This is a genomic window from Acidiferrobacterales bacterium (assembly GCA_028820695.1).
Taxonomy (GTDB): domain Bacteria; phylum Pseudomonadota; class Gammaproteobacteria; order Arenicellales; family JAJDZL01; genus JAJDZL01.
In genome coordinates, this window is sequence record JAPPIB010000048.1 from 1 (window position 1) to 24,957 (window position 24,957).

Sequence of the window (24,957 nt, forward strand, 5' to 3'; positions counted from 1 at the left end):
TACGCCAGAATCGGGCTGTTGATGCGAAAATAATGCTCTAACGCGATTTCAGGGTCACCAAAGAAAAACACGTCAAAACAGCAGATAATGTACAATATCTGCCAGTGTAGACATCTCGTTTTGGATGTTTGTTCCAGTCCTAATTCCCCTCGGATGTGAATTCCATGTTTATATATCCAAGTCCTTTAAATCCGGGCATTTTACGTCCGTTCATGTTCGGAATACTGATGCTGTTTTCGATCGCCGGTTTTGCGCAAACCGAGAAGCCTGTCGAATCCAGAACCATCACCAAGAAGATCGAAGACAGCTCGATCACGTTCCGACTGAGCAATCTGATCGCAAGGCAAACACCTGAGCTGGGCGCAGACACCCAGGTCAATGTGACAACCGTCAACGGTGTCGTGCTACTGACCGGATCAGTCGAGTCGGCACAAGCAAAGGAACAGGTGGAAAGCCTGGTCGAAGAGCATCCTTACGTTCGAAAGGTTGTCAATGAAATCAGGGTGGAGAAGTCCCGCAGCCCCCTGGTGCTAGGCAGGGATAAAATTCTGCAGATGTCTGTGAAACACCGAATTTCGAGGGAACTGAAAAAGAACTCGCCGACGGTACATGTGGTGGTGTACCGCAAGACTGTCTATCTGATGGGTGTCGTCTCCGAAGAGGTCGCCGAGCAAGCTGCGAAAATCGCGCAGAACACGAGACGCTCGGAACGGGTGATTACGGTATTCGAACTGAAAACCGTGGAAGAATCCCAGACCTGATGTCGGTCGCGGGATCCGCTCGAGCCGAATCGAACTGATGGAGCGGACGATGGGAATCGAACCCACGTAGTCAGCTTGGGAAGCTGAAGTTCTACCATTGAACTACGCCCGCTCGACTTGGTCTATCCCAAACGAGTTGGTGCTATTCGTTTTCGCGGATGCAACCCAGATACGGTTCGAGTTCCGCAAGCGCATCGCGATACACCGCTTGCTTGAAACTCACCACGCGATCCGCAGCCGACCGATAGTCAACCCACTTCCAGTCATCGAACTCGGGGTGGGATGAGCAGTCTAGACAGAAATCAGACTCCTTGCCGATAAACTCGAACAGGAACCACTTCTGCGTCTGTCCCCGGAATCGGCTCAGATATCGATTCCGAAGATATTTTCGCGGAATATCATACTGGAACCATTGATTGGTCGAACCGATCAGTCGGACATGGCAGCGTTTCAGACCCAGTTCCTCTTCCAGTTCACGGTATGCCGCCTCGTCAGAAGTCTCATTCGGCGCGATGCCACCTTGCGGGAATTGCCATCCATCGCGTCTTGTACGTCGCGCCCAGAGTACCTGTGCCTGCTTGTTGCACAATACAATCGCTACGTTAGGACGATAGGCGGATTGTCGAATATACTCCTCCATGGACACTCTTCATGCTCTGATCAAGTCGGAAATCATTGAGTCTGGATCAATGATTTTAGAAGGTTCGAGAACGAATCGCAATTTTTTGTCGGTCGCCTGATGGTATTGATTCACCGGTGGCATTCAGTTGTCTGTCGGAGAATGGAAAGTCGCCGGACGAACGCACTTTTCGTCCGAGGCCGATACGCCTGACAGGCCCGGGCGCTGGCGTCGTAACCAATTCGTTCAGCCTCGCGACATGGAGAGACCGAAATTCCTACAGACCACATTTCAGTCATCATTTCAACTCGTCAAAGGTAGCCAGTTTAGAGTGTACCCAGAATTGCAGACACAGACTACTTTGCTGTTTCAGTCAGCGTGCGTAGTCGAGCAGCTTACGATAGAGAGATTCGGGAAGACTTACACCCTGTGACCAGGCCTTGATTCGGTGTTCGTGACGCCGGTCTCCAGGAAGCCGAACACCGGGCTCGACACACATTTGCGCAAACATCGATTCAGCCCTTGCGCCGAATTCCGAGCCGAAGTACTCCGGCGCGATTCCAATGAAGAACTGTCCGACGCCGGGCGGGCCACCGCTGGTGTCTCCAAAGGTGTCCGCGCAATACGACATGTTCGGACCACCGAGTCCACCCGCCAACAAATCGACAATCATTGCCAGTGCCACACCTTTGTATCCTCCCGCAGGCGCCATTGAACCCGCCAGACCCGCTTTGGCATCCACCGTCGGATTGCCATTGCTGTCCAGTGCCCACGAGTCAGGAATGGGCTCTCCGGATTTGGCTGCCTGTACGACATTCACCTTTGCCGTTACGCTGGATGACTGATCGATAATCATTGGTGGATTGCTCTTTCTCGGAACACCAAATGCAAGTGGATTGGTACCGAAAAATGCCTTGGCACCGCCCCAAGGCGCGATGGCAGGCGGGGAGTTGGCGTAGGCCAGGGAAATCAGTCCGTTATCAGCAAGAATTTCGACATACCAGCCGATGACACCGGCTGCATAGGAATTCTTTATGGCGAGCGAACCGATACCGGTTGCTCTCACCATTTGCAGAAATTCGCCATAAACCTGATCGAAAGCGCTATGGGCAAATCCGTTTGCGGCATCCGCCACCATGACCGCAGGCGCGGTCTGCTGCCACGCAGGCTCAGCATCGCCATCGACCTTTCCGCAACGAAGATGCTCGCAGTAGTGGGAAAGATAGTTCAGTCCGACGTTTCTTATGCCATCAGCCTCAGCATCCTGAATCGACTTCGCGACGGGTTGTGCGTTCGCTCGTCGTGCGCCGCAACCCGTCAGGGCATCCAGACTCAGCTGGTAAACCTCCTCCAGGCTCAGCGCAACGTCGTTGTTCTTCATGCCGAGGCGGAAACAGGTTCCTGTGTCGGAACGTAGCACACGCCGGTCCCGCCGAGTCCGCAATAGCCGTGCGGATTCTTACCCAGATATTGCTGGTGCTCCGCTTCAGCAAAGTAAAATTCAGACGCATCGACAATTTCGGTGGTTATCGCTCCGTAACCTTTTTTCCTGATTGCTTGCGAATACGCTTGCAGTGATTCAACTGCGATTGCTTTCTGTTCCGATCCATAGGTGTAGATTCCGGAACGGTACTGTGTTCCGACATCATTACCCTGTCTCATTCCCTGGGTGGGATCGTGACACTCCCAAAATACCTGCAACAGACTTTCATAAGATATCCGATCCGGCATGAACACAACCCGGACAACCTCGTTATGGCCGGTCATTCCGGAACAGACCTCGCGATAAGTTGGATTCGGCGTGTAACCGCCCGAATACCCCACTGCGGTCACATGGACGCCGTCCAATTGCCAGAATTTTCTTTCGACGCCCCAAAAACATCCCCCTCCGAACATGGCGATACGGGAGTCCTGCGGATAAGGTTCGATCATGGACCGGCCATTCATGAAGTGATTGCCCAATATTGGAATGGATTCCGTGCGTCCGGGCAATGCCTCATTGCGGTCGGGTATTGAGGTTTTTCGATTGAAGTTAAAGAACATAAGCGGGTTCCTGCGACTGAGGTTTGAAATACAAGCGATTCGAGACGGAGTGCATGTGAAGTCTGGCAGATGCCAATTCAGATGATGCAACGCCGATATCGGTATTCAGTGGAGCTGGCGGCTCGGTTCACTGTAATTGTCATAGGTTATTGTATTGAATTGGTATTGAGCGGAAACAGTCACGCGATGTTCCTCAAATGTCTCGTGCCCAATAATGTGAATCATCCTGACACCCTCGACCAGATACAGATAGTCGGCAAGGAGCTTTCGATGACATTTTTCATAATCCACTTGCTCATTGACGATAACGAGTCGGCGGGTTCGGCAAAGTTCGACGAGTCTGTGAATTCCGGACCTGAATGCCGATGTTGACATGTAGTCGGCATATCCCCGCATTTTTCTGTGTAACGCGACATGGGGAGAATCCTCACTCTCATCCCGGGGACCTCCAAACTGATGTCCTGCCAGGTGCAACTCAATCCCGTTTGACTCCAGTACCTGTCCAAGCGCCCTCTTTCTGAAGTGGTCATTGTTACCGGCGGCGGGGAAAAGCCGGATGTCGACCACTGTATCGAGATTGCAGCGAGCCAACAGACCGATAAATTCACTGATGGTCCGATCGCCATAACCCATGGTCCAGGCAAGCATCCCGCGGTCACTCATAGCAATGTTCCCGGGCCGGAAATTCCTGATTGCGAACTGCGGCAACGTACGCACCGATCGCCGACTGGATATCGGTGCTGCCAAGCAAGAAGTTCTTGACAAACTTGGCGGACTTGCCGGGGTAAAGTCCAAGCAAGTCGTGAAGCACCATGATCTGTCCGTCGGTATGCGGCCCGGCACCGATCCCGATCACGGGAATCGACAGACTTTCTGTGATCGACTTGCCCAATGATGTCGGAACGCATTCCAGCAAGATGAAACTCGCACCCGCCTCCTCAAGCAATTTGGCCTCGGCAATCATGGTATTGGCCTTGACAGGGTCCCGCCCCTGTACCCGATAGCCACCGAGATGATTGACGGACTGTGGTGTCAACCCCATATGGGCGCAGACCGGCACGCCTCTTTCGACGAGCAGTCTTGTCGACTCCGCAAGCCATGCGCCCCCCTCCAGCTTGACGATCTGCGCGCCTTCCCGCATCAACAGTGCGGCGTTTTCCAGCGTCGCGTTTTCGGTGTAGTAACTCATGAACGGCAGATCTGCCATCAGCAAGGCGCCACGGTTGCCGCGCCGGACACAGCCGACGTGATAGGCAACCTCCTCAATCGTCACAGGCAAACTGCTGTCGTGCCCTTGAACCACCATGCCCAGGGAATCTCCGACAAGCAACAGTTCCACGCCTGACTCAGAGGCGGCAACCGCCTCACAGTATCCGTAAGCCGTAAGGCAGGCAAATTTACGACCTTCGCGCTTGTGTTGTGTGAACGTGTTGACAGTGGCTGTCATGGCGAGAAGGCTGTCCTGAAAATCGGCTCAATGACGATGGTCGTCAACCCACGCGGTGAATTCCAGCCAGTCACCCCCATATGGATGACGCTCGAAAATATCATTCACAGTGTGATGTTCGTCGGCGGATTGCGCGACGATCTGCTCAATTGTCATACCGCGTACCCTGAGCCACATCCAAACCACAATCACAACCATGACCGGATATAGCAAGTAACCAAGATTTTCCATCATCGTCGAATATCAATGTCCGGATGTTCAGCCGATCGCGTCCCCGCTATGGGACGGTTGGAATAGGCATGATAAGTGAAAACCACGGAGAGTTTTACCGAATCGGTGCGGTTTTGACCTGCGGAATGCAGCAGCCTGCAATGAAAGAACATCACGTCACCCGCATTGAGTTTGATCGACTCGGCGGACTCCATCAGGGGAACATTGCGCTCAACATCAGACCGAAAGAACAATGCAGCATCAAACTGCCCTCTGTCGAAGTCCATTCTATGCGACCCGGGAATTACCGTCAAACTGCCGTTCTCATTCGATTCTTCTCCCAGTGCCAACCATGTGGTGACAAGTTCGGGCTGATCAAAACTCCAGTAACGGATATCCTGATGCCATCCGGTCTCACTCCCGTATCCTGGGAATTTTGTCATGATACAGTTGTGATGATTCTGGCTGACCTGGATATGGGTGGTGCGCAACAGATTCATCACATGACCGGTCACGTGATCGTCAACCGCCCAGTTGCGGAACCGCGCATCTCTTGCAATCGCATGAAGCAGCCTTCGCGGCGTATCACCGCCTGGCGCCTGGCGGGAATCGGGCGCACCGGGATAATGTACATCAGCTTCATACTCGACCGGTGCCAGTGCAGGTTCAATCGACGAAAGGATTACGTCGACCATCTCCTGAAGATCACCGGCATCGCACAGATTTCTCACAATCAGATAACCGTTCTGATTGAATCTGGCCAATCCGGTCTCATCATTCAGTAACTGATCACCATGGAAATTCTGCAAATTCACATCCACCCCCGGCAGTCGCGCATGCCGTCAACCCGAAAATGCACATGCTTCAGCGTGAAACCTTTTCAGACCGCCATCTCGGTACATTTTATCGGCAATCGCGAGACTTTGACAATCGTTGTCCTCGTTCAGCTGCCGCTATCAAGCCAAAACGAGCAGACATCGGCCATGCATGCGGACTGACTTCCAGGGCCGTGCAGTGCCGATGGAGTCCGGTGTTGATTTTTTGCAGGCGACAAGTAATTGTGGTTACAATCCTGTATATCGGTGTCAGAACTTTCCGATACTGCAAGTGGCACCCTGGAATTTGCCCGGTAGATCATGATGAACGCAAATCCATCTTCCGCAATCGATCGACTGATGTGCACACTGCTCGGCAGCATTTTTGCCGCACTGCTCATAATCTCTCCGACATTCGCCTCTCAGGACTCAGATGATCTGGTTGAGGCAACGATCCAAGCGGTTGTCGGACTTCGCTCGATCGTGCCGGATTCGGCAAGGACTGCAAATTCTCTGGGAACCGAGCGCGAAGGGAGCGGAATCGTAATCGGTGACGATGGACTGGTCCTGACGATTGGATACCTCATTCTGGAAGCCTCCGATGTTGAGGTTACAGACATCCAAGGCAATTATGTGCCGGCTGAAATCGTTGCATACGACTACGACAGTGGCTTTGGTCTGGTCAGAGCGATACATTCGATGGGCATCCGAGGCATTCCGCTTGGAGAGTCCTCTCTCCTGTCACCCGACGATGCAGCATTGATCATTTCACATATCGGACCGGACTACATGCAGGTCGTGCAGATCGTTGATATAAGGGAATTTCCAGGCTACTGGGAATATCTGCTGGATCAGGCCATTTTTACCACTCCGCCGTTCAGCGGATTCGGTGGTGCGGCACTGATCAGCACCAACGGCAGATTGGTCGGTGTAGGCTCACTGATCGTCAACGATGCGACAACCATCGACGGTTCCAGACCCGTTCCAGGGAACATGTTTGTACCAATCGATTTGCTGAAACCCATTTTCAATGACCTGTTACTGCATGGACGGGCCGCCGGTGAGCAGCGGCCGTGGCTAGGAGTCTACACTGCGGTGGACCGAGGACATCTTTTCGTTTTTCGAGTGGCCTTCGACAGTCCGGCTGAAAAAGCGGGAATCAAACTCAACGACATCATCGTAGCCGTCAACGGTCAGCCGGTTTCGGGTATGGCCAGTTTCTATAAAAATGTCTGGGCGACCGGACCCGCAGGCGTTGATGTGCGCATTTCGGTCGTGCGCAACGGCATTGTCAGGGAAATTGTCGTGGAGTCCGGGGACCGATACGACTGGCTCAGAACCAATCCTACTCCACAATACTCGGCGATGCTGAACTGAAACGCATTGACCGCATCGACGCGGTTCAGCAGTCGGGCAAAGCCCAAACGCACAACGCCAAGCACGCCAATGGTGAATATGGCGACCGCTGTATATTAGGCATTAGCAAAAAAAACAGGCTCACATGCCCGCCAAGGGCATCAATATCCGTCTGCTGCAAGTATGATCAGATACAACCGGTCGGCTTCGGCAGTCCCGCATAGCGGCATGCCTGTTTTGCCGGCCCGTGTGGGAACAGCTCATAAAGATAGGGACTGTTGGCTTTTTCCCTGCCAAGCTTGTTTCCCATATGACGTACCAATATACGAATCGGTGGCGCGATTGCATATTGCGCATAATACTCCCGCACAAAGCAGATGACCTGCCAATGGTCTGGGCCCAACTCGCATCGGTCATCCTGTGCCATCTTTCGAGCCAGGTTCTCAGACCACTGCTCGGGATTGAGCAAGAAACCCTCAGGGTCTGTCGGATAGATCTTGCCGTCAAATTCCAGAGTCATGCTTTCGGTCCCTTCAGAGCCAGGAGTGTACCGCGCTGTTCCTGACCGACAGTTCCACAAACCCATCGTAATCGACGGTTCTTATGCCATCGATCAGTCTGGATTTATCAAGTCCGCGGCACTCCATATCCGGTTCCAGAACATAAATCCGGCATCTTGCCAATGCACTGTGGATCAGAAATTCAGTGTGCGTGCCGGTCATCGCTGCGTACACCGCATCCTCAATCAGAATGATGTCGCTGTTTTCGGCTGCAAGACGCAGACAACTGATCAGCGTTGTTTTTTCTGATGGGGATTTGTTGACTGTATGCAGCATCGGGTGTCGCTAGAATTGCAGGACCACATCCTGCCGATCCATCAGGACGGACAGGTCGGCCGACGAGATCGGCGTCACGGCATCGGTGTCGTCGCGGCGCGGTACCTCGATCAGATCCTGAACCGTCAAGCCACGCTTCGCCAGGGACTCTTGCTCAACATACAGATGCATCACGTCAAAATCAGGCAAGGCGCCAAAGGTCTTGGAAAAGTCTTTCATATTCAGGACCGAGGGATTCTGACCGCGTTTTAGCTGGTACACACCGTCATCGACGAAGACAACACTGACCTCCTGCTCAAACACCGCACCCGCCAAAACTACATCAAGAGCTTCGAGCGCGTATGCGGTGCCGTATGGCGCCCGGCGATTGAAATACATGATGCGTTTTTTTTGAGAAGCCATGGTCAGGCATGCAGAATATCAGTCGCCAAATACAATCGTACGATCCGCAATGATGCTGCCCTCGATAAAGTAACCGGCGCCGGCAACCTGGAACCTGCTCTCGACATTGTCGGCATTCTTACCGTATCGAAGAGCCGACTGATCGCTCAAGATACCGCGTTTCAGGGAGGCGGTGACGCATACCGCAAGATCAATTTCGTGTTCGTCAGCAAGACGTACCCATTGGCTTACAACGTCACGGTCATCAACAGGCGGTGTACTCAGACTGTTCGCGTTGTAGACTCCGTCATGGTAGAAGAACACACGAACCACTTCGTGCCCTGCACCGACTGCGGCCCTTGCAAACTGATATGCCGAGTCGGATGCCTGGTGGGTGTAAGGTCCTTCGTTGACTAGGATATTGAACTTCATAAATCAGACTGCGGATCAGGAAGACTGACTTCCTGCATCCTTACCGTAACGATCAATCCAATACGATTCATTTTACCGAATTCGAAATTTATAAATTTCGATACTGGTAAAATTTAGACATTACCGCTGACTTCAGTGCTTTACGACCTGCGTTGGCCACCACACCCGAATTCTTTGCGGAGACTCACCAATCAAGATCAAGACAACCAGACTGATCATCCTGCTTTCCGTGTTCGGCATCGTTTCGTGGCTTTTACCCCATGCGTCCGAACAGACACATGCACAATCAGCAAATATGTTCAAGTCCAAGCGGCTTGAACGGGAGAGCCGATATTTTCTGAATTTGGTTCGCAAATCTGTCGACCTGTCCGACGATACGCAGATCAACACCTATGTATACGATCTGGCGAGGAAACTCGCAAGCAACTCAAACATGGACTCCGACCCGCTCAGTTACCATGTCGCGGTCGACTCGGCAATCAACGCTTTTGCCGGCCCCGGTGCCACGTTTTTCATCAATACCGGCATCATTGAGGCAGCTGGCAACGAAGGTCAGCTGGCTTCTGTAATCGCGCACGAGCTTGCACATCACAAACAAGACCATCTGCTGAGATTGAGCGAGGACCACCAAGCCACTTTCCTACCGTCTGTGCTGCTCATTCTGGCCGGAATCGCAGCAGGCGGAGATGAAGGGATTGCGGTGGCTGCAGGCGCTCAGGCAGCACGGGTGGAATCGATCATTGACCATACCTTGAGCTACGAACGGGAGGCTGACGCAGTGGGTCTTCAGATTCTGACTGCGTCCGGATACAGTCCGCTCGATGCCAGGGATTTCATGCTTGTGATGGAAAAGGAGATCCGCGAACAGGGTGCCATACAAAGCAATATCCATAATACCCACCCCATCACGCCTGAAAGAATTGCCAGTTTTGAAGCCAGAGTCAAAAAATACAAGAATATTCCCGAACCACAGATGTCGGAAGATTTTCATTTTGTCAGGAATCGGGTCAAAGTTCTCTTCGAGTGGGAGCCGAATAAAACTTATAGGTATTTCGAGAGCAGATTGACAGCTGGCAGTGAAATTGAACAAGTCGCCGCCCAATACGGTTATGCCCTGTCGCTGGCCAAAGATGGGCAAGTCGAAGCGGCACGCAATATTCTTTCCTCGCTCCGAAGTCGTCTGCCGAATAATGTCTGGCTGCTGAAAGCAGAGGCCGAAATCATGTTGGACTCCCATGAATTTGAATCCGCCAGATTACTGCTTGAGGAAACTGCCCTGGGACCGGAGCCTGACAGTGCTGTTGTCGAACTGTACACACGGGCGCTATTGCGATCGGATGACTCGCACGGGGCAAACCGGTACATCAGAAAACATATTCAGAGGTTTCCCGATAATCTGCAGCTGTACAAGTTACAGGCCGAAGTGGCACAGAAAGCCGGTGAGTTACTGACAGGTTACCTCGCAAGAGCCGAATATCTTTTTCGGCTAGGAAGCCTGAGCGAGGCAATGAGCACTCTGAAAACCGCCCAAACAACGGCTGACGACTTCTACTCCAGAGAAGTCATCAAGGAGAAAATCAACATCATCGGCAAGGAGATCAGCTGGCGGGAGAAGTGACACACATGCCCGCGCAATCTGCCTGATTTCAGGTTGGAAGACATAACGATGCCCCGTCGATACAAGAATGCGAAATTTGCCTGGGCGCTGACCGGCTCCGGCCACGACCTCAAGGAGTGCCTCGATTTTCTGATTGAACTGACAGATGTCGATGTTTTCTTGAGCAAGGCAGTCGAAGAGGTGCTCGTGATGTACAAATACATCGATCGACTGCGAGATGCCAAGATCCGCCTGTTCCATGACTCAACTGCCAGCGCGGTCCCAGTCGGCCAGTTCTACGAAGGAAACTACCATACGCTCGTCGTAGCGCCGGCAACGTCCAATACCGTAGCAAAGTGCGTAGCCGGGATTTCGGACACCCTGGTGACCAATGTTTTCGCGCAGGCAGGCAAATGCCGAATCCCGATCATCGTCTATGCCTGTGACACCGAACCGATCGTGATCACGCCGGCTCCCGGCAAGATGGTGACGGTCTATCCCCGTGAAGTTGATCTTGAATGCGCCAGGAAAATCGGTGAATTCGAAAATACAACTTCGACAACAGACTTGAAAGATCTGCAACATGCTGTATTGCACAGGGTGGAATGCCTGACCGAATCCTATTCGTAACGGGGAAACTGGCGCACTCGAGTCTGCAACGCACGATGGACGGCATCAGTTCCGAGGCGTTCTCGTATGAGATCCGACCGCTGGGTGTCAGCGTGGCAGCGCTGATTTCCGAAAGCATTCTGATGCGACGGCTGGACGCGGTTGACTCGTTCGACATGGTCATGCTGCCCGGCCTGTGCGCAGGAAATGTCGAACGCCTGTCGGATCACTTCGGCGTCAACGTTGTCAAGGGACCCAAGGAACTGAAGGATCTGCCGGAATACTTCGGCGCACAGTCTCGTAAAGCCTCGCTTGACCATCATTCTGTATTGATTTTCGCTGAAATTGTCGACGCTCCGAATCTGCCCATCGATCAGATTGTCGAATTGGCAAGGACTTATCAGGATTCAGGTGCAGATGTTATCGATCTTGGATGCTTGCCAGGGCAGGATTTTCAGCACTTGGAGGAATCGGTCAGAGAACTCAAGCACAAAGGATTCAAAGTCAGTGTCGATTCACTTGACGATCAGGAACTGGTGCGCGGCGGTCAGGCGGGTGCCGACTACCTGCTGAGTCTGTCGGAAAGCTCGTTGTGGATTGCTGATGAAGTCGATAGCATCCCGGTTGTGATTCCCGATGCTGACACGGGCGTCGAGTCTCTTTACCGATCAATCGACACGCTCGGCGAGAGGGGAAGGAATTTTCTGGCGGATTCGATTCTAAATCCAATCCACTTCGGCTTTGTCCGGTCCATTGTCCAATATCAGGAGTTACGCTTGCGATATCCCGAAGTTCCAATCATGATCGGAACCGGAAACATCACTGAACTGACCGAAGCGGACACAATCGGCATGACAGCCTTGCTGGCGGGAATCGCGTCTGAATTGGACGCGAGCGCAATACTGACTACTGAGGTGAGCGGACATGCGAGAACGGCTGTCGCCGAAGCCGACCTGGCACGTCGGATCATGTACGCCGCAAAACAGGATTCGAGCTTGCCTCAGCATTACAGTGATGGCTTGCTTGCGCTACATGAGAAAAAACCGTTTCCGACTCCGGCCGCAGAGATCAGGGAATTGGCGCAGATGATCAAGGATCCCAGTTTTCGGATTCAGGTCAGCGACAACGGTGTGCACATCTTCAACCGCGACGGAATATGGGAATCCACCGATCCTTTCGAGCTGTTCCCTCATCTGAAAGTGGACAATGACGGATCGCACGCATTCTATCTCGGCGTAGAACTCACCAAGGCGCAAATTGCCTGGCAGTTGGGAAAACGCTATATTCAGGATCGGGCACTGAACTGGGGTTGCCTGCTTCGCGCAGAACAGGACGATGATGAATATCAGACACCCCGCTCAACACAGCAATCGAACAAGGAAACTGACGCGTCATGATTCATGAAGTTGTCGTGACGACTGTCAATGAACATGGGGCGGTTCACATCGCGCCGATGGGAATCTGGACCGAGGACGGATTCACGGTCATCGCACCATTCAAGCCATCGCAGACGCTAACCAATGTTGAATTGACCGGCGTGGCGGTGGTGAACGTTACAGATGACGTACGGTTGTTCGCAGGGTGTGTGACAGGAAGAAGTGATTGGCCGGTCTACCCGGCCACCATGGTCAATGGAAATGTCCTTGATGCTTCGATCTCACACAACGAACTCAGGGTCGTCAAGAAAGCAGACGATGAACTTCGCCCGAGAATCTACATGATCGAGGTGCATAATGCTGTCACACGGGCATTCCGCGGTTTCAACCGTGCACAGGCAGCGATCATCGAAGCTTCAGTGCTTGTCAGCCGACTTGACATGCTGCCGGCGGAAAAGATAGATGCTGAGATGGAGTATCTTTCGATTGCCGTCGAAAAAACCTCAGGCGCAAAGGAGAAGGAGGCCTGGCAGTGGCTGGTCGAGGCGATCGAGAACTTTCGACAGGAGTCGGACTGATCGCGAGATTCGGATTCTCCAGGACTACACCGTGTTACCCAGCAAGTGTGCCCAGCTCAGGTAAGCACGGATGTGGGAATTGATGTCGTGAACACGCAGAATATCGACCGACTGCGAGCACAACTGAATCGATGCGCCGACTGTCTCAGGATCCGATTGAGAACTCTCCCGTGAGGAAAACGTCTTAAGGAAACTCTTGCGCGAATGACCGATCAGCAGCCGGAAACCGTGGCTGCGCAAACGTCTGACAGAGCGCATCAGTCGCAGCGACTGCAGACTGCTCTTGCCGAACCCTATTCCGGGATCAATGATAACCCTGCTCAAGTCAAGACCCACTTTGTCCCAGGTTCGCTGTCTCTCCTCCAACCAGGCCTCAAACACCTCACAGGCGTCTGAATCCGGATCAATGCTTCTCGATGGATCCACGGGAATTGAAACGCTATGCATCGCGACAAAGGTACAGTCGCTGGACTTTGCCAGATCAAGCATTTCGACCCGACCGAGACCGCCGACATCATTGATGACGTCGACACCGCTTTGTACTGCTTTGAGGGCCGTTTCCGGATGATAGGTATCGATACTGATCTGTGGCGGGAACAGACAGGACTCACAGACTCCCAGGACCGATTCCAGAGCGGGTGACAACCGGTTCCACTCCTCTTCGTGCGAGACGGGAGTCGCGTTCGGGCGGGTCGATTCGGCACCAAGGTCGATTATGCCGGCACCGTCCTCAATCATCTGTTCCACAGTACTGCCGACTTTGTCCGGATCGCAGTGAATACCGCCATCTGAGAAAGAATCCGGGGTCAGGTTGACTATTCCCATCCAAAGTGGGATATGGAAGATATCGGATCTCTCACAGCTCAGTTCGAGAACTGACTTGGCCCGCATCCCGGGAAATCGAAAATCGGGTTTCATGTGAACCAATGGTGAAAGAACATAAGGCTTCAGATACACCTCTGCGTCAGGCAACGTTGTTCCGTCGAATTGAAAGACCTCGTCTCCCCATGACACAAGATCGATATCCAGGTCACGAGGCGCCCAACGACTATGGGGGTCCTTCGTACCTGTTGCCGACTGGATCTTCTTCGTCAGATTTGAGAATGAATCCAAATCCAATGACGTGCTGCCCTGGACGACCAGATTGAGGTAGGGACGATTCCACTGCGATGGTGAGTTCGGAGGAAGCAGAGCCGGGGACTCGACAACCGGAGAGGTCCGATTGCTCAGGAATCCGGCATCCTTCAGGCGTACCAGTCCCTCGTGCAACGAGCCCCTGCGGTCTCCCTTGTTGGAACCCAAACTGAGTATGACATCCGACGTCCTTGCCATGATGAACAGGAAGGTACTGCGTTGGGGCTACTGGTCGTTCTCGACGTCGTAGCGAATATATCGAAATCGCTGATCCGCGGGCGTTCCTTCAAGGGCGCTGTCTTCGAGACCCGGTTGCCAATGGACAAACTCCTCGATTTTCTTGGCGAGCTCAAAGTCCTTTTCGGTCACCCCTTTGGCCGCATGATTCATCAGCTTGACGATGACAAAGGCGTAAGAGGCGGAGATGTCGGGGTGATGCCAAGCCGCTTCAGCAAGGTGACCGACAGCATTGATGACCATCAGCGTCCCCTTCCACCCCATCGTTCGGTATTTCCTGCGAATCCAACCGTTCTCGTAGTACCAATGAGGCAGCTCTTCGGCGAGTCGCCTCTCAATGGTCGCTTGGTCGAACGTCTCGTCTTGTCTTCGATCGGTCGTCTCATCAGACATTTTTCTTCTCCTGAATTGGTGACATTTCCCCGCCAGAGATGGCCGGTCAGCTGTTTCAAATGTTAACAAATTTACTGGGGCAGGCGCAATTTGATGTGTCCTCGTTCGCCAAATGCGAACCAATTCCGAACCGCCCCCGAATCCAGGCTGCCAATGCGCCGAATCCTGAGAAAAACAGATGTGATTACACCGATTCATGACACGCGAAATGAGAACCCTGGCCGGAGATTTCCCAAGAAACTTTGGACAAACCGAAAAGTCAGCCCCCAAATCACCCGATTATCGTCGGGAGCCACACGAAGTCCGGGAAACACACCTTCATAGTCCCGCGGTCGAAAGGCTGCGATGAAGTTTTTGGGATCGAGCATCCAGTCGATCGGAATCCAGATCGTGTCGTGAACTTCCGAATTGGGCTGTATCCGCACATTTTTCTCCAATTCAAACGCATGGCACGATACGACAAGCCCGTGAGCCGGACTGTTCGGCGGCGCTACAAGATCGTCAAGACATCCGATATTCAATTCTGGATTCAGGCTGATACCGACTTCTTCGTGCGTTTCCCGAAGTGTGGTCTGCATCGAGCTTCTGTCACACGGGTCTGTCTTACCGCCTGGAAACGCCATCTGACCTGACCAAGGATCGTCAGTTCGCCGTGATCTCTCAATGAACAAAACCTCAGCACCTTGAACATGCTGGCGCAAAATCAGTGCGACTGCCGCTGTTCTCCGACCCGCCCGGTCCACAAGGGTCGGCTGATAACAGAGCATCAGTCTTCTGACTTCGGCAAGTTCCACTGAATCGGCCTCAACACACAGACCCAGGTCGATCTCGATGTTCCCACGGCAATGAGAAGGAACCTGCCGATAACGAATCGAAGACTATCACTTCCCGAATGCTGGATATTGGACAATCTGCCGCAATGTTATCTGACGATCGCAACAAAGTCCGGAATTGCGCGGCTGACACCTCGAAACCCCAATCAGTGCCAAGTCACCCAGGGTAAACTGATTTTCGGTTCCTGTCACTTCAGCACTCCGGACTGAACCATCCGATGAAATCCATCGCGTGTCTGAGGCGACTTGATTCCGAGCAGGCTGCTCCCAATCTGGGTTTTCAGAATCTGTGCTGTGCCGCCGCCGATCGTAAACATCCTTACGTCCCGGAACATTCGCTCCAGCGGCTCCTGATCACCGTATCCTCGTGCACCGAACATCTGCAAGGAGTCACTGACCACCTGGATGGCTGTCTCCGACGCGAACAGTTTCGCCCGGGCAGCTGAAAGCATGTCAGGAAAAGGACTTCCATTCGATCCGCCAGACCGGGCAGCTTCGTGCAGTAACAGCCTGGACGCATGCACCGAGGCATCCATCTGCGCGATCATCCACTGCAACCCCTGGAACTCAGCGATCGGTCGTCCGAATTGATGGCGGGTTTTCAGATAGCGCTTGGCATGGTCCAACGCGCCGGCCGCAACCCCCATCGCGATGGTTCCCGCACCGACCCTCTGGCTGTTATAGGCACTCATCAATTCGGCGAATCCCCGACGCAAACCGGACGGTGTTCTCAGCATGAATCTTGCGTCAACCTTAAGATCATCGAATCGCAGACGGGCCTCGGGCATGCCCCGCAATCCAAGTGTGTTTTCTCGTCCCTCAACGGTAAATCCTTTCGGATTGATGCCCATCTCAGGATCGCGGTGCACAATGAACGCTCCGATTCCCAGACTTTTCCCATCGGGGTCTTCCACGCGCGCAAATATCAGATACAGTTTTGAAACACCTCCACCCGTTATCCAATGCTTGACGCCATTGATCAGGTATTCATCACCTGCTTTCCGTGCTGTCGTCTGCATTTCGTTCGCTGCGCTGCCTGCTTCCGGTTCGGTGATGCAGATTGCCGGTTTATCGCCAGCCAGCACAATCGGTGCACAGTAGCTCTTCTGAAAATCATCGCCATAGGCCATGATCGCGCTGATTCCTCCCATGTTGGACTCGACTGCAATCCGTGCGCTGAGTGTACAGGCCTTGGCAATTTCCTCCACCACGACGACTGTATCGTAAAAGGATGCGGAGCGACCGCCATACCCCGCTGGGATCGTCATTCCCATCAATCCGGCATCCACCAGATCGCTGATGTTCTCCCAGCAATAGGTCTGCGTCTGATCCCATTTTGCGGCTCTGGGAGCAAACTTTGCAGCAAGTTCCCTGGCGATGGTCCTGAACTCTTCGGTTCGATCCGGTCGACTCATCTGCTGGCCTTTGTACCTGATTGGAATTCGGATGATTGAAACGATAACGCTATTGTAATTTCACTGCCGGTTGATTTGTTGGGCTCAAGTTTCAATCTGTCGGTGGTATTATTTACCGACAATCCGGACTGTCAGGATTTGTGCCGACAGCCAAGCTTCCGGCAGCTGGAAGCCTATCCAACGAGAAACGATCTAATTCCATTATTAATGCGCAAATGGCCCGCCATCCTTTCAGAGTAAGCGATCCTGTTTCGTACCTTGCGGCAGACAATCAACCGAGGAAAGGCTACATCGCCTCGATCAGAGGGAGCGTGGCGGAAATCATTGCTGAGGATGGTTCAGAGCACCGCAAGCACATTTATGCACTGAGACTTCGAGAAGGTGTGAGACCCAAACGTGTATATACCCGAAATCAACTGAAAAAATCCCAATTCCGCATCGATGATGAAGTTGAATTTACCGATCGCGGGACTAGACGTTCGGGCACGATGGTTCGCAAGAATCCGAAGTACGCCAGGGTCCGGGTCGGCAACCGATACTGGAACGTACCGTATGCGCAGCTTGAGTCAGTCGGTTCTTCTGAAATCAATTCGGAACGTCGCAAACGCCTAGACACGATCGCCACACAGGCTGACGAACTGATCCGACACCATGAGCTCGATGAGTGGCGCTTCAACTTCGATTGCGCCAGCCGCCGTCTCGGCCAATGCAATTACACTGACAAAACGATCACCATGTCGGAAGAGTTCTGTCTGAACGCAAGCGATAGCGACATCAGGGACACGATCCTGCATGAGATCGCTCATGCACTCGTAGGCCCCGAGCATGGGCACAGCCATATCTGGCATTCGAAGGCCAAGGAGATCGGTTGCAGCGCAAAGCGGACCCACGATCAGGAATTCACACCGCCCAAACTAATCATGAGCTGTCAAAACTGCGGCTGGTTTACCGCCCGGCAAGCACACCGCAATCTCGTATGCAAGCACTGTCGGACTCCGGTGACGTACGAATATTACTCGCCTGAGCGTTGGAAGTCACTGAGTGCCAGCATCAGCAGGTCACTGAGCGGTCCTGATTCATGCGGCTGACTGTCCTTCTCGCTTCTGCACTGCTCGCTCAACTCGCTTCAGCACAAACCCAGACCGACCCTGAAGCCGAGGGAAACATCCGGGCAAACTTCGCGGTTGAGACACACGAATACATGATCGCGGCCGCCAATCCCATCGCGGCCGCTGCAGGCGATCAGATCATGGCGGCCGGCGGGTCGGCAGTCGATGCGGCGATTGCCGCCTTGCTGGTCCTGAACGTGGTTGAACCGCAATCAAGCGGAATCGGTGGCGGTGCGTTCGCACTGGTCCACAGCCCTTCCGGACTGACGAGCTGGGATGCCCGGGAGAAAGCGCCGGCGGGGGTTACGCCCGGACTCTTTATCGAAAACGGCCTGCCACTGAAGTTTCCTGAAGCCCTGTCTTCCGGCCGCTCCATTGGCGTTCCCGGATTGCTGCGCCTGATGGAAAGATTGCACGGTCTGCACGGAAAATTACCTTGGGTGGAGCTATTTCAACCGGCAGTCCGTCTGGCACGAGACGGATTTGAGGTCAGCTCCCGTCTGGCCCATTTGCTCGACTCATATTCCAGCCGTCTGCTGGACTCGGACGCCGCGCAAGTCTTTTTTTCTGAGCAAAAACCATTGTCCGCCGGAAGAATCCTGAAACAGCCGGAACTGGCGGGCACTCTGGAGCGCATCGCCGAAAACGGCGCGGGATTCTTCTATACGGGCCAGCTGGCACATGACATTGTCGCGGCCGCCAGCCGAAACCCGCGTCCGGGCACGCTCAGCCTGGATGATCTGGACAGTTACGAAATCATTGAACGGCCGGCAATCTGTCACCCGTTCAGGAAATATCGCATCTGTGGCATGGGACCACCGTCTTCCGGTGCGACTACAGTCGGGCAGATTCTCATGTTGCTTGATGAGTTCGAACTGGAAGAATTCAAGGTCGACGAACCGATGCTCTGGCACCTTTTCGCAAGCGCTTCTCGATTGGCCTACGCCGACCGGGCATACTATCTGGCAGATGCTGATTTCATCAAGGTGCCGGTCAAGGGCCTGCTGGACCGCGACTACATCAGGTCCCGTTCCCAACTCTTCGAATTTCTCAACGCTCCCGAGGAAAAAGCAGTCGCCGGTGAGCCGCCGCAACGATCCGCCGCACGTCAGGCGCCTGATCTGCAAGTGGATTTGCCGGGCACCACCCACATTTCGGTAATCGACCGCGATGGTCTTGCGGTGAGCTTGACCGCCTCAATCGAAACCGCATTCGGTTCCGGCCGGATGGCGGGCGGAGTCCTGCTCAACAGTCAACTGACCGATTTCTCGTTCCGTGCCTGGAGCGGCGATGGCTTGCTCATCGCGAACGCGCCGGCAGCGGGGAAACGCCCCCGATCGTCCATGTCCCCGACGATTGTCTATTCGGACGACAAACCATTGCTGATTGCCGGATCACCCGGCGGCAACCGAATTCCCGAATATGTAGCACAGAGTCTGCTCGCGATGCTGGTCTACAATCTTGATCCTGCCGAGGCTTCCGCGTTGCCACACATCTCGCACCGAAACAGCGATCGCATCACCGTCGAACCGCACACACCCGCCCGTGTAGTGGATGGGCTTCAAAAATTGGGTTACGAAATCGAAGTCAGGAACCTGACTTCTGGACTGAACATCATTCAGATTACGCCGGCCGGGGTGCTGATCGGCGGCTCTGATCCTCGGCGCGAAGGTGTGGCAGCGGGCCGTTAGTCTTCACGTCGAAATGCCGGCTATGAAAGCCGCGGCCGGCATTCGCAGCAGTTGAGCCGGTATCAGTTTGCACTGCGAATGGATTCGGCGCGGCAGCTGAATGTCACCAATCACTGCCACCGCTGGAACCGGCGTCAAATTGGCATGATTTTGAAATATAGCTTGCTGAAGCTACACCATGGGGAATGACGAAACGCCTTTGTCCCCTTGCATGGATCACAGTTCGCATCAGATCGTTATTGCGCCTTCATAGTAAGGTAACTTATCGACTCTCGGGGTATAGGTTCCTTCTTCAATGCATTGGTATACATGTGCTGCAATGTCTTCCATTCTGGCAAACCAGACATCGCCCTTGCCATTCATGTAGTCAATAAGTTCAACAACCTTCTCCCATCGCGCCAGTCTTCCTGAGGCAAACGGATGCCAGACTGTGACCCATAAACCGCCGTGTTTGTACATGGCATCAAATTCATCTCTGAACACATCCATGCCCCGAGTGGGAGACTGCAGTGGCATCATATAGTTCAAATCAATTGAGTGAACAAACTGTGGCCAGTCGTCCATGCCCCAGTAAGACGGCAATTCCAGCAGTCGGCCTTTGTCCGTTGTAAGCAAATACGGAATATCGTCACCCATCAGTGAAGCGTCGTAACTGAATCCCTCATCAATGAGAAAATCTATTGATGAATCGGAAAAGTTATAAAGTGGGGCCCTCCATCCGCGAGGCCTTTGTCCGGTGACATTCTCAATAACGTCGATTCCGCGTTTCAACCAGTACAATTCTTCGTCTGGAGCAAGCGTGTTTGGATTTTCGTGGATATAACCGTGATGTGCCACTTCGTGGCCACCGTCCACCATTGCCTTTACCGATGGCGTGTATTGCTCTATGCACCAAGCTGGCACATAAAAGGTTTGTTGGATGTCGAATTCCTTGTAACTTTGCAGGATTCGCTGAACGGCCACTTCCGGGCCGTATCGCAACATCGACAAAGCCGATACTCGCCGATGAGCATTTTCGGGATGCTCTAGATGGATTATGCTATCGGCATCCATATCGAAAGTAAAGGCAACGGCACAGCGTTTATTTTCCGGCCACGGTACTGGATTTGAAATCATATCGACTCCATTTCGCTCAAAATTGATGACACAAAATGCCAGCTAGACATTTCCCAAAGCCCGTGTGACACGTTCCGGTGTCATGGGCAAATCGACCCAAACTCCGATTGCGTTGTAGACCGCTTGCGAAACAGCCGAGATCGACGCGGCAATTGGAGCCTCACCAGCCCCGCGTGCTCCGAATGGTCCAACCGGATCGTATGAATCACCGAACATGACTTCCGCTTTATGCGGAAAATCTGCCACCCTGAGCAGTTTGTAGTCAAGCAAGTTCGCGTTTTTGATCGCACCGGTATTCTCATCAAACACCAGGTGCTCATATAGAGCGAACCCAGCTCCGCATATCGCACCACCGATAACCTGGTTCTTCAATACTTGCGGATTCACCACTGTGCCGCTGTCCTGGCATGCCAGGTAATCGAGAAGTGCGACTTGTCCGGTTTCAATGTCAACTTCCACCTCGACAAACTGCGCTCCAAAGTGTCTTGCAAATGTCGTCGACGGCGGCATCGGAACAGCAGGACGACCAGTGATCGAGGAGGTCTGCCCCAAGGTATCTGATCGATACATGTTCAATACGTCCGAAATAGAAACCGAATCAGATGAATTGCTCTTTCGGTGAATGAATCCCTCCGTAATTTCCAATTCATCTGAGACCGAGTCCTTGAACACGTCCATGGCTGCAATCTCAAGCAGTTGTCTTTTTGCATCGCGCGTCGCTTCCCGCGTCGCCCAGCCGACCCGAAACATGGTGTTGCTTGCCAAAGAGCCGTGACTCCATGGACAGGAATCCGTATCGCCGGTTTCCACTTCAACCATTGACATGGGCAATCCCATTTCTTCGGCTGCAACCTGGGCTTGTGTAGTTTCGCTCCCCTGTCCCTGTCTTCCCACGCTGCAATGTACTTTCAAACTTCCATCCGGATTGAGCCTGACCATGGCAGATGCATTGCCTTCGAATTCCACGCCGCATACGTGAGCTCCGGTTCCGACTCCGACGGCACGATGCTTGACACCATCGACGCTGGAGGGCTTGCCCCATCCGTTCCATCGTTCGGCCCAGCCAAAACGCTTGGCGCCGCGTCTGAGAATTTCTTCTGTTGACCCGCTTGAAAGATGAAACGGCTTAGGCCACCGGTCACGATATTCTTCGGGTAAAGCGGCGAGATATTCCTCGACGCTGTCGTGATGCAGATTGTCTTTCGAATGCTGCATTCTCAACTCATCGCCAGGTTTGATCTGGTTTTTGATTCTGAACTCGACCGGATCCATGCCGACCTTTTCGGCGAGCTGGTTGCACATACGTTCAACACTGGCGCCAAGAGTACAGTCTCCAACACCCCGCATGCAGCCAGCGGTCAGTAGATTGGTATTGATTCCGTGAATTGCATAATGGCCGTGTAACGCCTTCCCCCACATATCAACGCAGAAGAATCCGACATCATCCTTGAAGCCATATCCGCCGTTATCGATCAGATGGTCGATTTTCGCTACGGTCAGTTGCCCATCGGAAGTGCACCCCATCAGTCCACGGGTTCTTTCCATGTGGCGACGTTTGACCGAATTCATGCATTCTTCATTATCAAGTTCGATTTTCACAGGCCGACGCACTTTCTGTGCGAGCAATACGGTGATCATCATGAAGTTGTTACTCCACCACTGCCCGAACGAACTTCCGGCAGGAAGCGCCATTACGCGAATCTTGCTCAACGGAATGCCAAGCGCCTCATGTACTCCGTCCCGCGTTTCGGTCGGCGTCTGTGAAGATGTCCAAAGCGTCACTTTGTCCCCCATCCACTCTGCAATGGCAGCGTTGCGACCGATGGAGGCATAATGCTGACTGTGATAAAAGATGTCACACTCTACCGTATGGTCAGCTAAGTCATGACCTTCCTCCGTATCGCCCCAACGGACGACATAGGGATCTCTTTCATTGCCCTCTTCCCGAATTTGAGGGGCGTCCGGTTTTCTCGCTTCCTCCATGTCAAACACCGCATCCAAGAGTTCGTATTCCACTTCGATGAGTTCGATGGCTCTTTGCGCAATTTCCTCTGTTGTCGCAGCCACGGCCGCAAGATCATCACCTACAAATCTTCCAACACCGTCCAACACCTTTCCTCGATAGTTGAACCATGCAGCTTCCCAATCATTTTGCGGGACGTCCTCGTGAGTCAAAACGCCAACAACTCCAGGAAGAGCCTCAGCTTTGCTGGTGTCGATTTTTCGGATGCGGGCATGCGCGTGCGGACAACGCAAAATCTTGCCATGCACCATGTTTTGCACGGTCATGTCGACCGCATACTTCAACGACCCGGTCACCTTTTCCACAGCGTCCTTGACAGGAAATCCACGACCAATCACTTTCATGCCGTTGACCTGGTCAGACATACCGCCTTGTACACCGAATATCGGTTTGGGTGTGCCATTTGGGAAGTTTTCGTCTATCTTGTATTTCATCTCTCACCTCGCCTAGTGTTGTTCCTTCGTATCCGGATGATTCAAGCGCAACCTTTCGGCTGCATTCATTACGGACTTTACGATGTAGGGGTAAGCACCGCAACGACAGATATTTCCGCTCATTGCGAAAGCAACCTCATCCTCGGTCGGATCAGGATTTTCTTCCAGAAAAGCCTTTGCGCTTAAAATGAATCCGGGAGTGCAAAACGCACATTGAAATCCTTGCTCTTCGATGAAGGCTTCCTGAATCGGATGCAAATTATCCGGCGTTCCCAATCCTTCAATCGTCAAAATTTCCTTGTCTTCGCCCTGGTGTGCCAGCATCATGCAAGAGGTCATGGGTTCTCCATCGACCAAAATGGTACAAGACCCGCATTCGCCTTCAGCACAGGAGACTCGAACTCCATACAATCCGAGCTGATTACGCAACAGGTCCGCCAGCGTAAGGTTTGCCGGGCTATCCATCACGACCGTGTCGCCATTGACATTCAATTTAATTTTCATTGATCCATGCCTCTTAACTGTTCAACGCAATCCTTGATGCATCTGGCGGTCATCACCTTGATCATGGCTTGCCTGTACTGCGCACTCGCACGCACATCCGATATTGGCTTGCCGTCCAACGATGCGATCTCACCCGCTTCGTCCATATCACTTTGCGATATCGATTCTATGGACTTTCCTTGAAGAAACTTTTCCGCCGCCGGAGACCTGACAACAATTGGAGCGACTGCGCCCAATGCCACTCCGGCACGCGTGATCGTATTGGACCGATCCACTGAAATTGATGTCGATGCATTGACCAGTGCGATATCAACGACAGTTCGGTCTATTCGGTGGTATCTGGCCGCCTTGCGCTGATTTTCAGGCAGTGGAATCACAATCGTCGATAACAAATCATCTGCGACAACTGTCTTATTGACACCTTTGAAAAATTGGTCCATCGGAACTGTACGAGTTCCGTTTTCGGTGGCGATTTCAGCCAAGCTATCCATAGCAATGAAAGGTGGCGTCAAGTCTGCGGCAGGAGAGGCGTTAATCAAGTTGCCCCCGACTGTAGCCAGTGTTCGAGTTTGCGGTGTACACATCAACTTGGTAACATCACTCAACGTCTTTAGGATGTGATGTTGGTCTGCGGCGCGTTCAAGTGTTGACAGGCTTACCAGCGCACCTATTCGGATACTGTCTTTTCCTACTGCGATGTCGCTCATCTCATTCAGATAAGTAATATCGATGCAATAGGAAAACTGATCGATCTCACGGTGCCAGCGAAGCACCATGTCCGTACCGCCAGCCCAGAACTTTGCCCGATCTCCGAATTCAGATTTCATCTGTAACGCTTCTTTGGTCGAACCAGGCCTTAAGTATTCAAAATGTGATTCCATAGCACTAACCTTCTCGCTAATTTAAGTCTTCGAAATTTTTCCATTGGTCATTCGATTGCGGCAGCAGGGTCGAATGCGGCATGAGCAAAAACTGACGAGTTTCTGAGCAAGCCGTCATTCGACCTAT

General features: G+C 53.0%; 27 protein-coding genes and 1 tRNA gene. 8 read left to right on the forward strand and 20 right to left on the reverse strand.

What is annotated here, in order from left to right; genetic code table 11:
• Positions 1–164: 164 nt before the first annotated feature.
• Entirely contained in the window at positions 165–761 is a 597-nt protein-coding gene (locus OXI60_07445; protein ID MDE0309645.1) for a BON domain-containing protein, read from the forward strand.
• 38 nt (positions 762–799) lie between these two features.
• Here the strand turns inward: OXI60_07445 and OXI60_07450 are convergent.
• The 8 genes from OXI60_07450 to OXI60_07485 all read right to left on the reverse strand — a co-directional run bounded on the left by OXI60_07450 (position 800) and on the right by OXI60_07485 (position 5,895).
• A tRNA-Gly gene (locus OXI60_07450) sits at positions 800–873 on the reverse strand.
• Positions 874–903: 30 nt separating this feature from the next.
• The gene (locus tag OXI60_07455; GenBank protein MDE0309646.1) at positions 904–1,401 is read right to left on the reverse strand and encodes an RNA pyrophosphohydrolase; all 498 of its coding nucleotides are present in this window, start codon (positions 1,399–1,401) and stop codon (positions 904–906) included.
• 352 nt (positions 1,402–1,753) lie between these two features.
• Positions 1,754–2,761 carry an Ldh family oxidoreductase gene (locus tag OXI60_07460; GenBank protein MDE0309647.1) on the reverse strand — a complete coding sequence of 336 codons (1,008 nt, stop codon included), beginning with the start codon at positions 2,759–2,761 and terminating at the stop codon, positions 1,754–1,756.
• Positions 2,758–3,423, reverse strand: coding sequence for a peptide-methionine (S)-S-oxide reductase MsrA (gene msrA, locus OXI60_07465; protein MDE0309648.1), 666 nt, complete (start codon positions 3,421–3,423; stop codon positions 2,758–2,760). The genes OXI60_07460 and msrA overlap by 4 nt, the downstream gene beginning before the upstream one ends.
• A 105-nt stretch (positions 3,424–3,528) precedes the next feature.
• Complete coding sequence (locus OXI60_07470; GenBank protein MDE0309649.1) at positions 3,529–4,086, reverse strand: DUF488 domain-containing protein; 558 nt, start codon at positions 4,084–4,086, stop codon at positions 3,529–3,531.
• The gene (gene panB, locus OXI60_07475) at positions 4,079–4,870 is read right to left on the reverse strand and encodes a 3-methyl-2-oxobutanoate hydroxymethyltransferase (GenBank protein MDE0309650.1); all 792 of its coding nucleotides are present in this window, start codon (positions 4,868–4,870) and stop codon (positions 4,079–4,081) included. The genes OXI60_07470 and panB overlap by 8 nt, the downstream gene beginning before the upstream one ends.
• Positions 4,871–4,897: 27 nt before the next feature.
• Entirely contained in the window at positions 4,898–5,104 is a 207-nt protein-coding gene (locus tag OXI60_07480) for a hypothetical protein (GenBank protein ID MDE0309651.1), read from the reverse strand.
• Positions 5,101–5,895, reverse strand: coding sequence for a phytanoyl-CoA dioxygenase family protein (locus OXI60_07485; protein MDE0309652.1), 795 nt, complete (start codon positions 5,893–5,895; stop codon positions 5,101–5,103). Before OXI60_07485 ends, OXI60_07480 begins: the two co-directional genes overlap by 4 nt.
• Before the next feature lie 321 nt (positions 5,896–6,216).
• Between OXI60_07485 and OXI60_07490 the strand changes: the two genes are divergently transcribed.
• Complete coding sequence (locus OXI60_07490) at positions 6,217–7,272, forward strand: S1C family serine protease (protein ID MDE0309653.1); 1,056 nt, start codon at positions 6,217–6,219, stop codon at positions 7,270–7,272.
• Between the two features lie 166 nt (positions 7,273–7,438).
• On the opposite strand, the gene OXI60_07495 is transcribed toward OXI60_07490, so the two are convergent.
• From OXI60_07495 to tusD, 4 genes are read right to left on the reverse strand one after another with little or no spacing between them, the layout of a single operon-like run.
• Complete coding sequence (locus tag OXI60_07495) at positions 7,439–7,771, reverse strand: TusE/DsrC/DsvC family sulfur relay protein (GenBank protein MDE0309654.1); 333 nt, start codon at positions 7,769–7,771, stop codon at positions 7,439–7,441.
• 13 nt (positions 7,772–7,784) lie between these two features.
• Positions 7,785–8,087: a sulfurtransferase complex subunit TusB gene (gene tusB / locus OXI60_07500; protein ID MDE0309655.1), complete on the reverse strand. Its 303-nt coding sequence runs from the start codon at positions 8,085–8,087 to the stop codon at positions 7,785–7,787.
• Between the two features lie 9 nt (positions 8,088–8,096).
• Positions 8,097–8,489, reverse strand: a complete 393-nt coding sequence (gene tusC, locus OXI60_07505) for a sulfurtransferase complex subunit TusC (protein MDE0309656.1) — start codon at positions 8,487–8,489, stop codon at positions 8,097–8,099.
• Between the two features lie 18 nt (positions 8,490–8,507).
• A complete protein-coding gene (gene tusD, locus OXI60_07510) occupies positions 8,508–8,900 on the reverse strand; it encodes a sulfurtransferase complex subunit TusD (GenBank protein ID MDE0309657.1) in 393 nt (130 codons plus the stop codon).
• 295 nt (positions 8,901–9,195) lie between these two features.
• On the opposite strand from tusD, the gene OXI60_07515 reads away from it, so the two are divergent.
• From OXI60_07515 to OXI60_07530, 4 genes are read left to right on the forward strand one after another with little or no spacing between them, the layout of a single operon-like run.
• Positions 9,196–10,518, forward strand: coding sequence for a M48 family metalloprotease (locus tag OXI60_07515; protein ID MDE0309658.1), 1,323 nt, complete (start codon positions 9,196–9,198; stop codon positions 10,516–10,518).
• Positions 10,519–10,566: 48 nt separating this feature from the next.
• Positions 10,567–11,127, forward strand: coding sequence for a hypothetical protein (locus OXI60_07520; GenBank protein ID MDE0309659.1), 561 nt, complete (start codon positions 10,567–10,569; stop codon positions 11,125–11,127).
• A complete protein-coding gene (locus OXI60_07525; GenBank protein MDE0309660.1) occupies positions 11,103–12,503 on the forward strand; it encodes a DUF6513 domain-containing protein in 1,401 nt (466 codons plus the stop codon). Before OXI60_07520 ends, OXI60_07525 begins: the two co-directional genes overlap by 25 nt.
• Positions 12,500–13,060, forward strand: coding sequence for a DUF447 family protein (locus OXI60_07530; GenBank protein MDE0309661.1), 561 nt, complete (start codon positions 12,500–12,502; stop codon positions 13,058–13,060). Before OXI60_07525 ends, OXI60_07530 begins: the two co-directional genes overlap by 4 nt.
• A 24-nt stretch (positions 13,061–13,084) precedes the next feature.
• On the opposite strand, the gene folP is transcribed toward OXI60_07530, so the two are convergent.
• The 4 genes from folP to OXI60_07550 all read right to left on the reverse strand — a co-directional run bounded on the left by folP (position 13,085) and on the right by OXI60_07550 (position 17,072).
• Complete coding sequence (gene folP, locus OXI60_07535) at positions 13,085–14,392, reverse strand: dihydropteroate synthase (protein MDE0309662.1); 1,308 nt, start codon at positions 14,390–14,392, stop codon at positions 13,085–13,087.
• Positions 14,393–14,419: 27 nt separating this feature from the next.
• Positions 14,420–14,824, reverse strand: coding sequence for a 4a-hydroxytetrahydrobiopterin dehydratase (locus tag OXI60_07540; GenBank protein MDE0309663.1), 405 nt, complete (start codon positions 14,822–14,824; stop codon positions 14,420–14,422).
• A 194-nt stretch (positions 14,825–15,018) separates the two neighbouring features.
• Positions 15,019–15,618, reverse strand: coding sequence for a CoA pyrophosphatase (locus OXI60_07545; protein ID MDE0309664.1), 600 nt, complete (start codon positions 15,616–15,618; stop codon positions 15,019–15,021).
• Positions 15,619–15,845: 227 nt separating this feature from the next.
• Positions 15,846–17,072, reverse strand: a complete 1,227-nt coding sequence (locus OXI60_07550; protein ID MDE0309665.1) for an acyl-CoA dehydrogenase family protein — start codon at positions 17,070–17,072, stop codon at positions 15,846–15,848.
• Between the two features lie 215 nt (positions 17,073–17,287).
• Between OXI60_07550 and OXI60_07555 the strand changes: the two genes are divergently transcribed.
• Both OXI60_07555 and ggt read left to right on the forward strand, forming a co-directional pair.
• On the forward strand, positions 17,288–18,160 hold the full coding sequence (locus OXI60_07555) for a SprT-like domain-containing protein (GenBank protein MDE0309666.1): 873 nt from the start codon (positions 17,288–17,290) through the stop codon (positions 18,158–18,160).
• Entirely contained in the window at positions 18,151–19,872 is a 1,722-nt protein-coding gene (gene ggt, locus OXI60_07560; GenBank protein MDE0309667.1) for a gamma-glutamyltransferase, read from the forward strand. Before OXI60_07555 ends, ggt begins: the two co-directional genes overlap by 10 nt.
• 228 nt (positions 19,873–20,100) lie before the next feature.
• On the opposite strand, the gene OXI60_07565 is transcribed toward ggt, so the two are convergent.
• The 4 genes from OXI60_07565 to OXI60_07580 are packed head-to-tail and all read right to left on the reverse strand — an operon-like array spanning position 20,101 to position 24,830.
• The gene (locus OXI60_07565) at positions 20,101–20,988 is read right to left on the reverse strand and encodes a polysaccharide deacetylase (GenBank protein ID MDE0309668.1); all 888 of its coding nucleotides are present in this window, start codon (positions 20,986–20,988) and stop codon (positions 20,101–20,103) included.
• 42 nt (positions 20,989–21,030) lie between these two features.
• Positions 21,031–23,445 (reverse strand): xanthine dehydrogenase family protein molybdopterin-binding subunit, encoded by a 2,415-nt coding sequence (locus OXI60_07570; protein MDE0309669.1) that lies wholly within the window; start codon positions 23,443–23,445, stop codon positions 21,031–21,033.
• A gap of 12 nt (positions 23,446–23,457) precedes the next feature.
• Positions 23,458–23,949: a (2Fe-2S)-binding protein gene (locus OXI60_07575; protein ID MDE0309670.1), complete on the reverse strand. Its 492-nt coding sequence runs from the start codon at positions 23,947–23,949 to the stop codon at positions 23,458–23,460.
• Positions 23,946–24,830 (reverse strand): FAD binding domain-containing protein, encoded by an 885-nt coding sequence (locus tag OXI60_07580; GenBank protein ID MDE0309671.1) that lies wholly within the window; start codon positions 24,828–24,830, stop codon positions 23,946–23,948. The genes OXI60_07575 and OXI60_07580 overlap by 4 nt, the downstream gene beginning before the upstream one ends.
• Positions 24,831–24,957 lie beyond the last annotated feature (127 nt).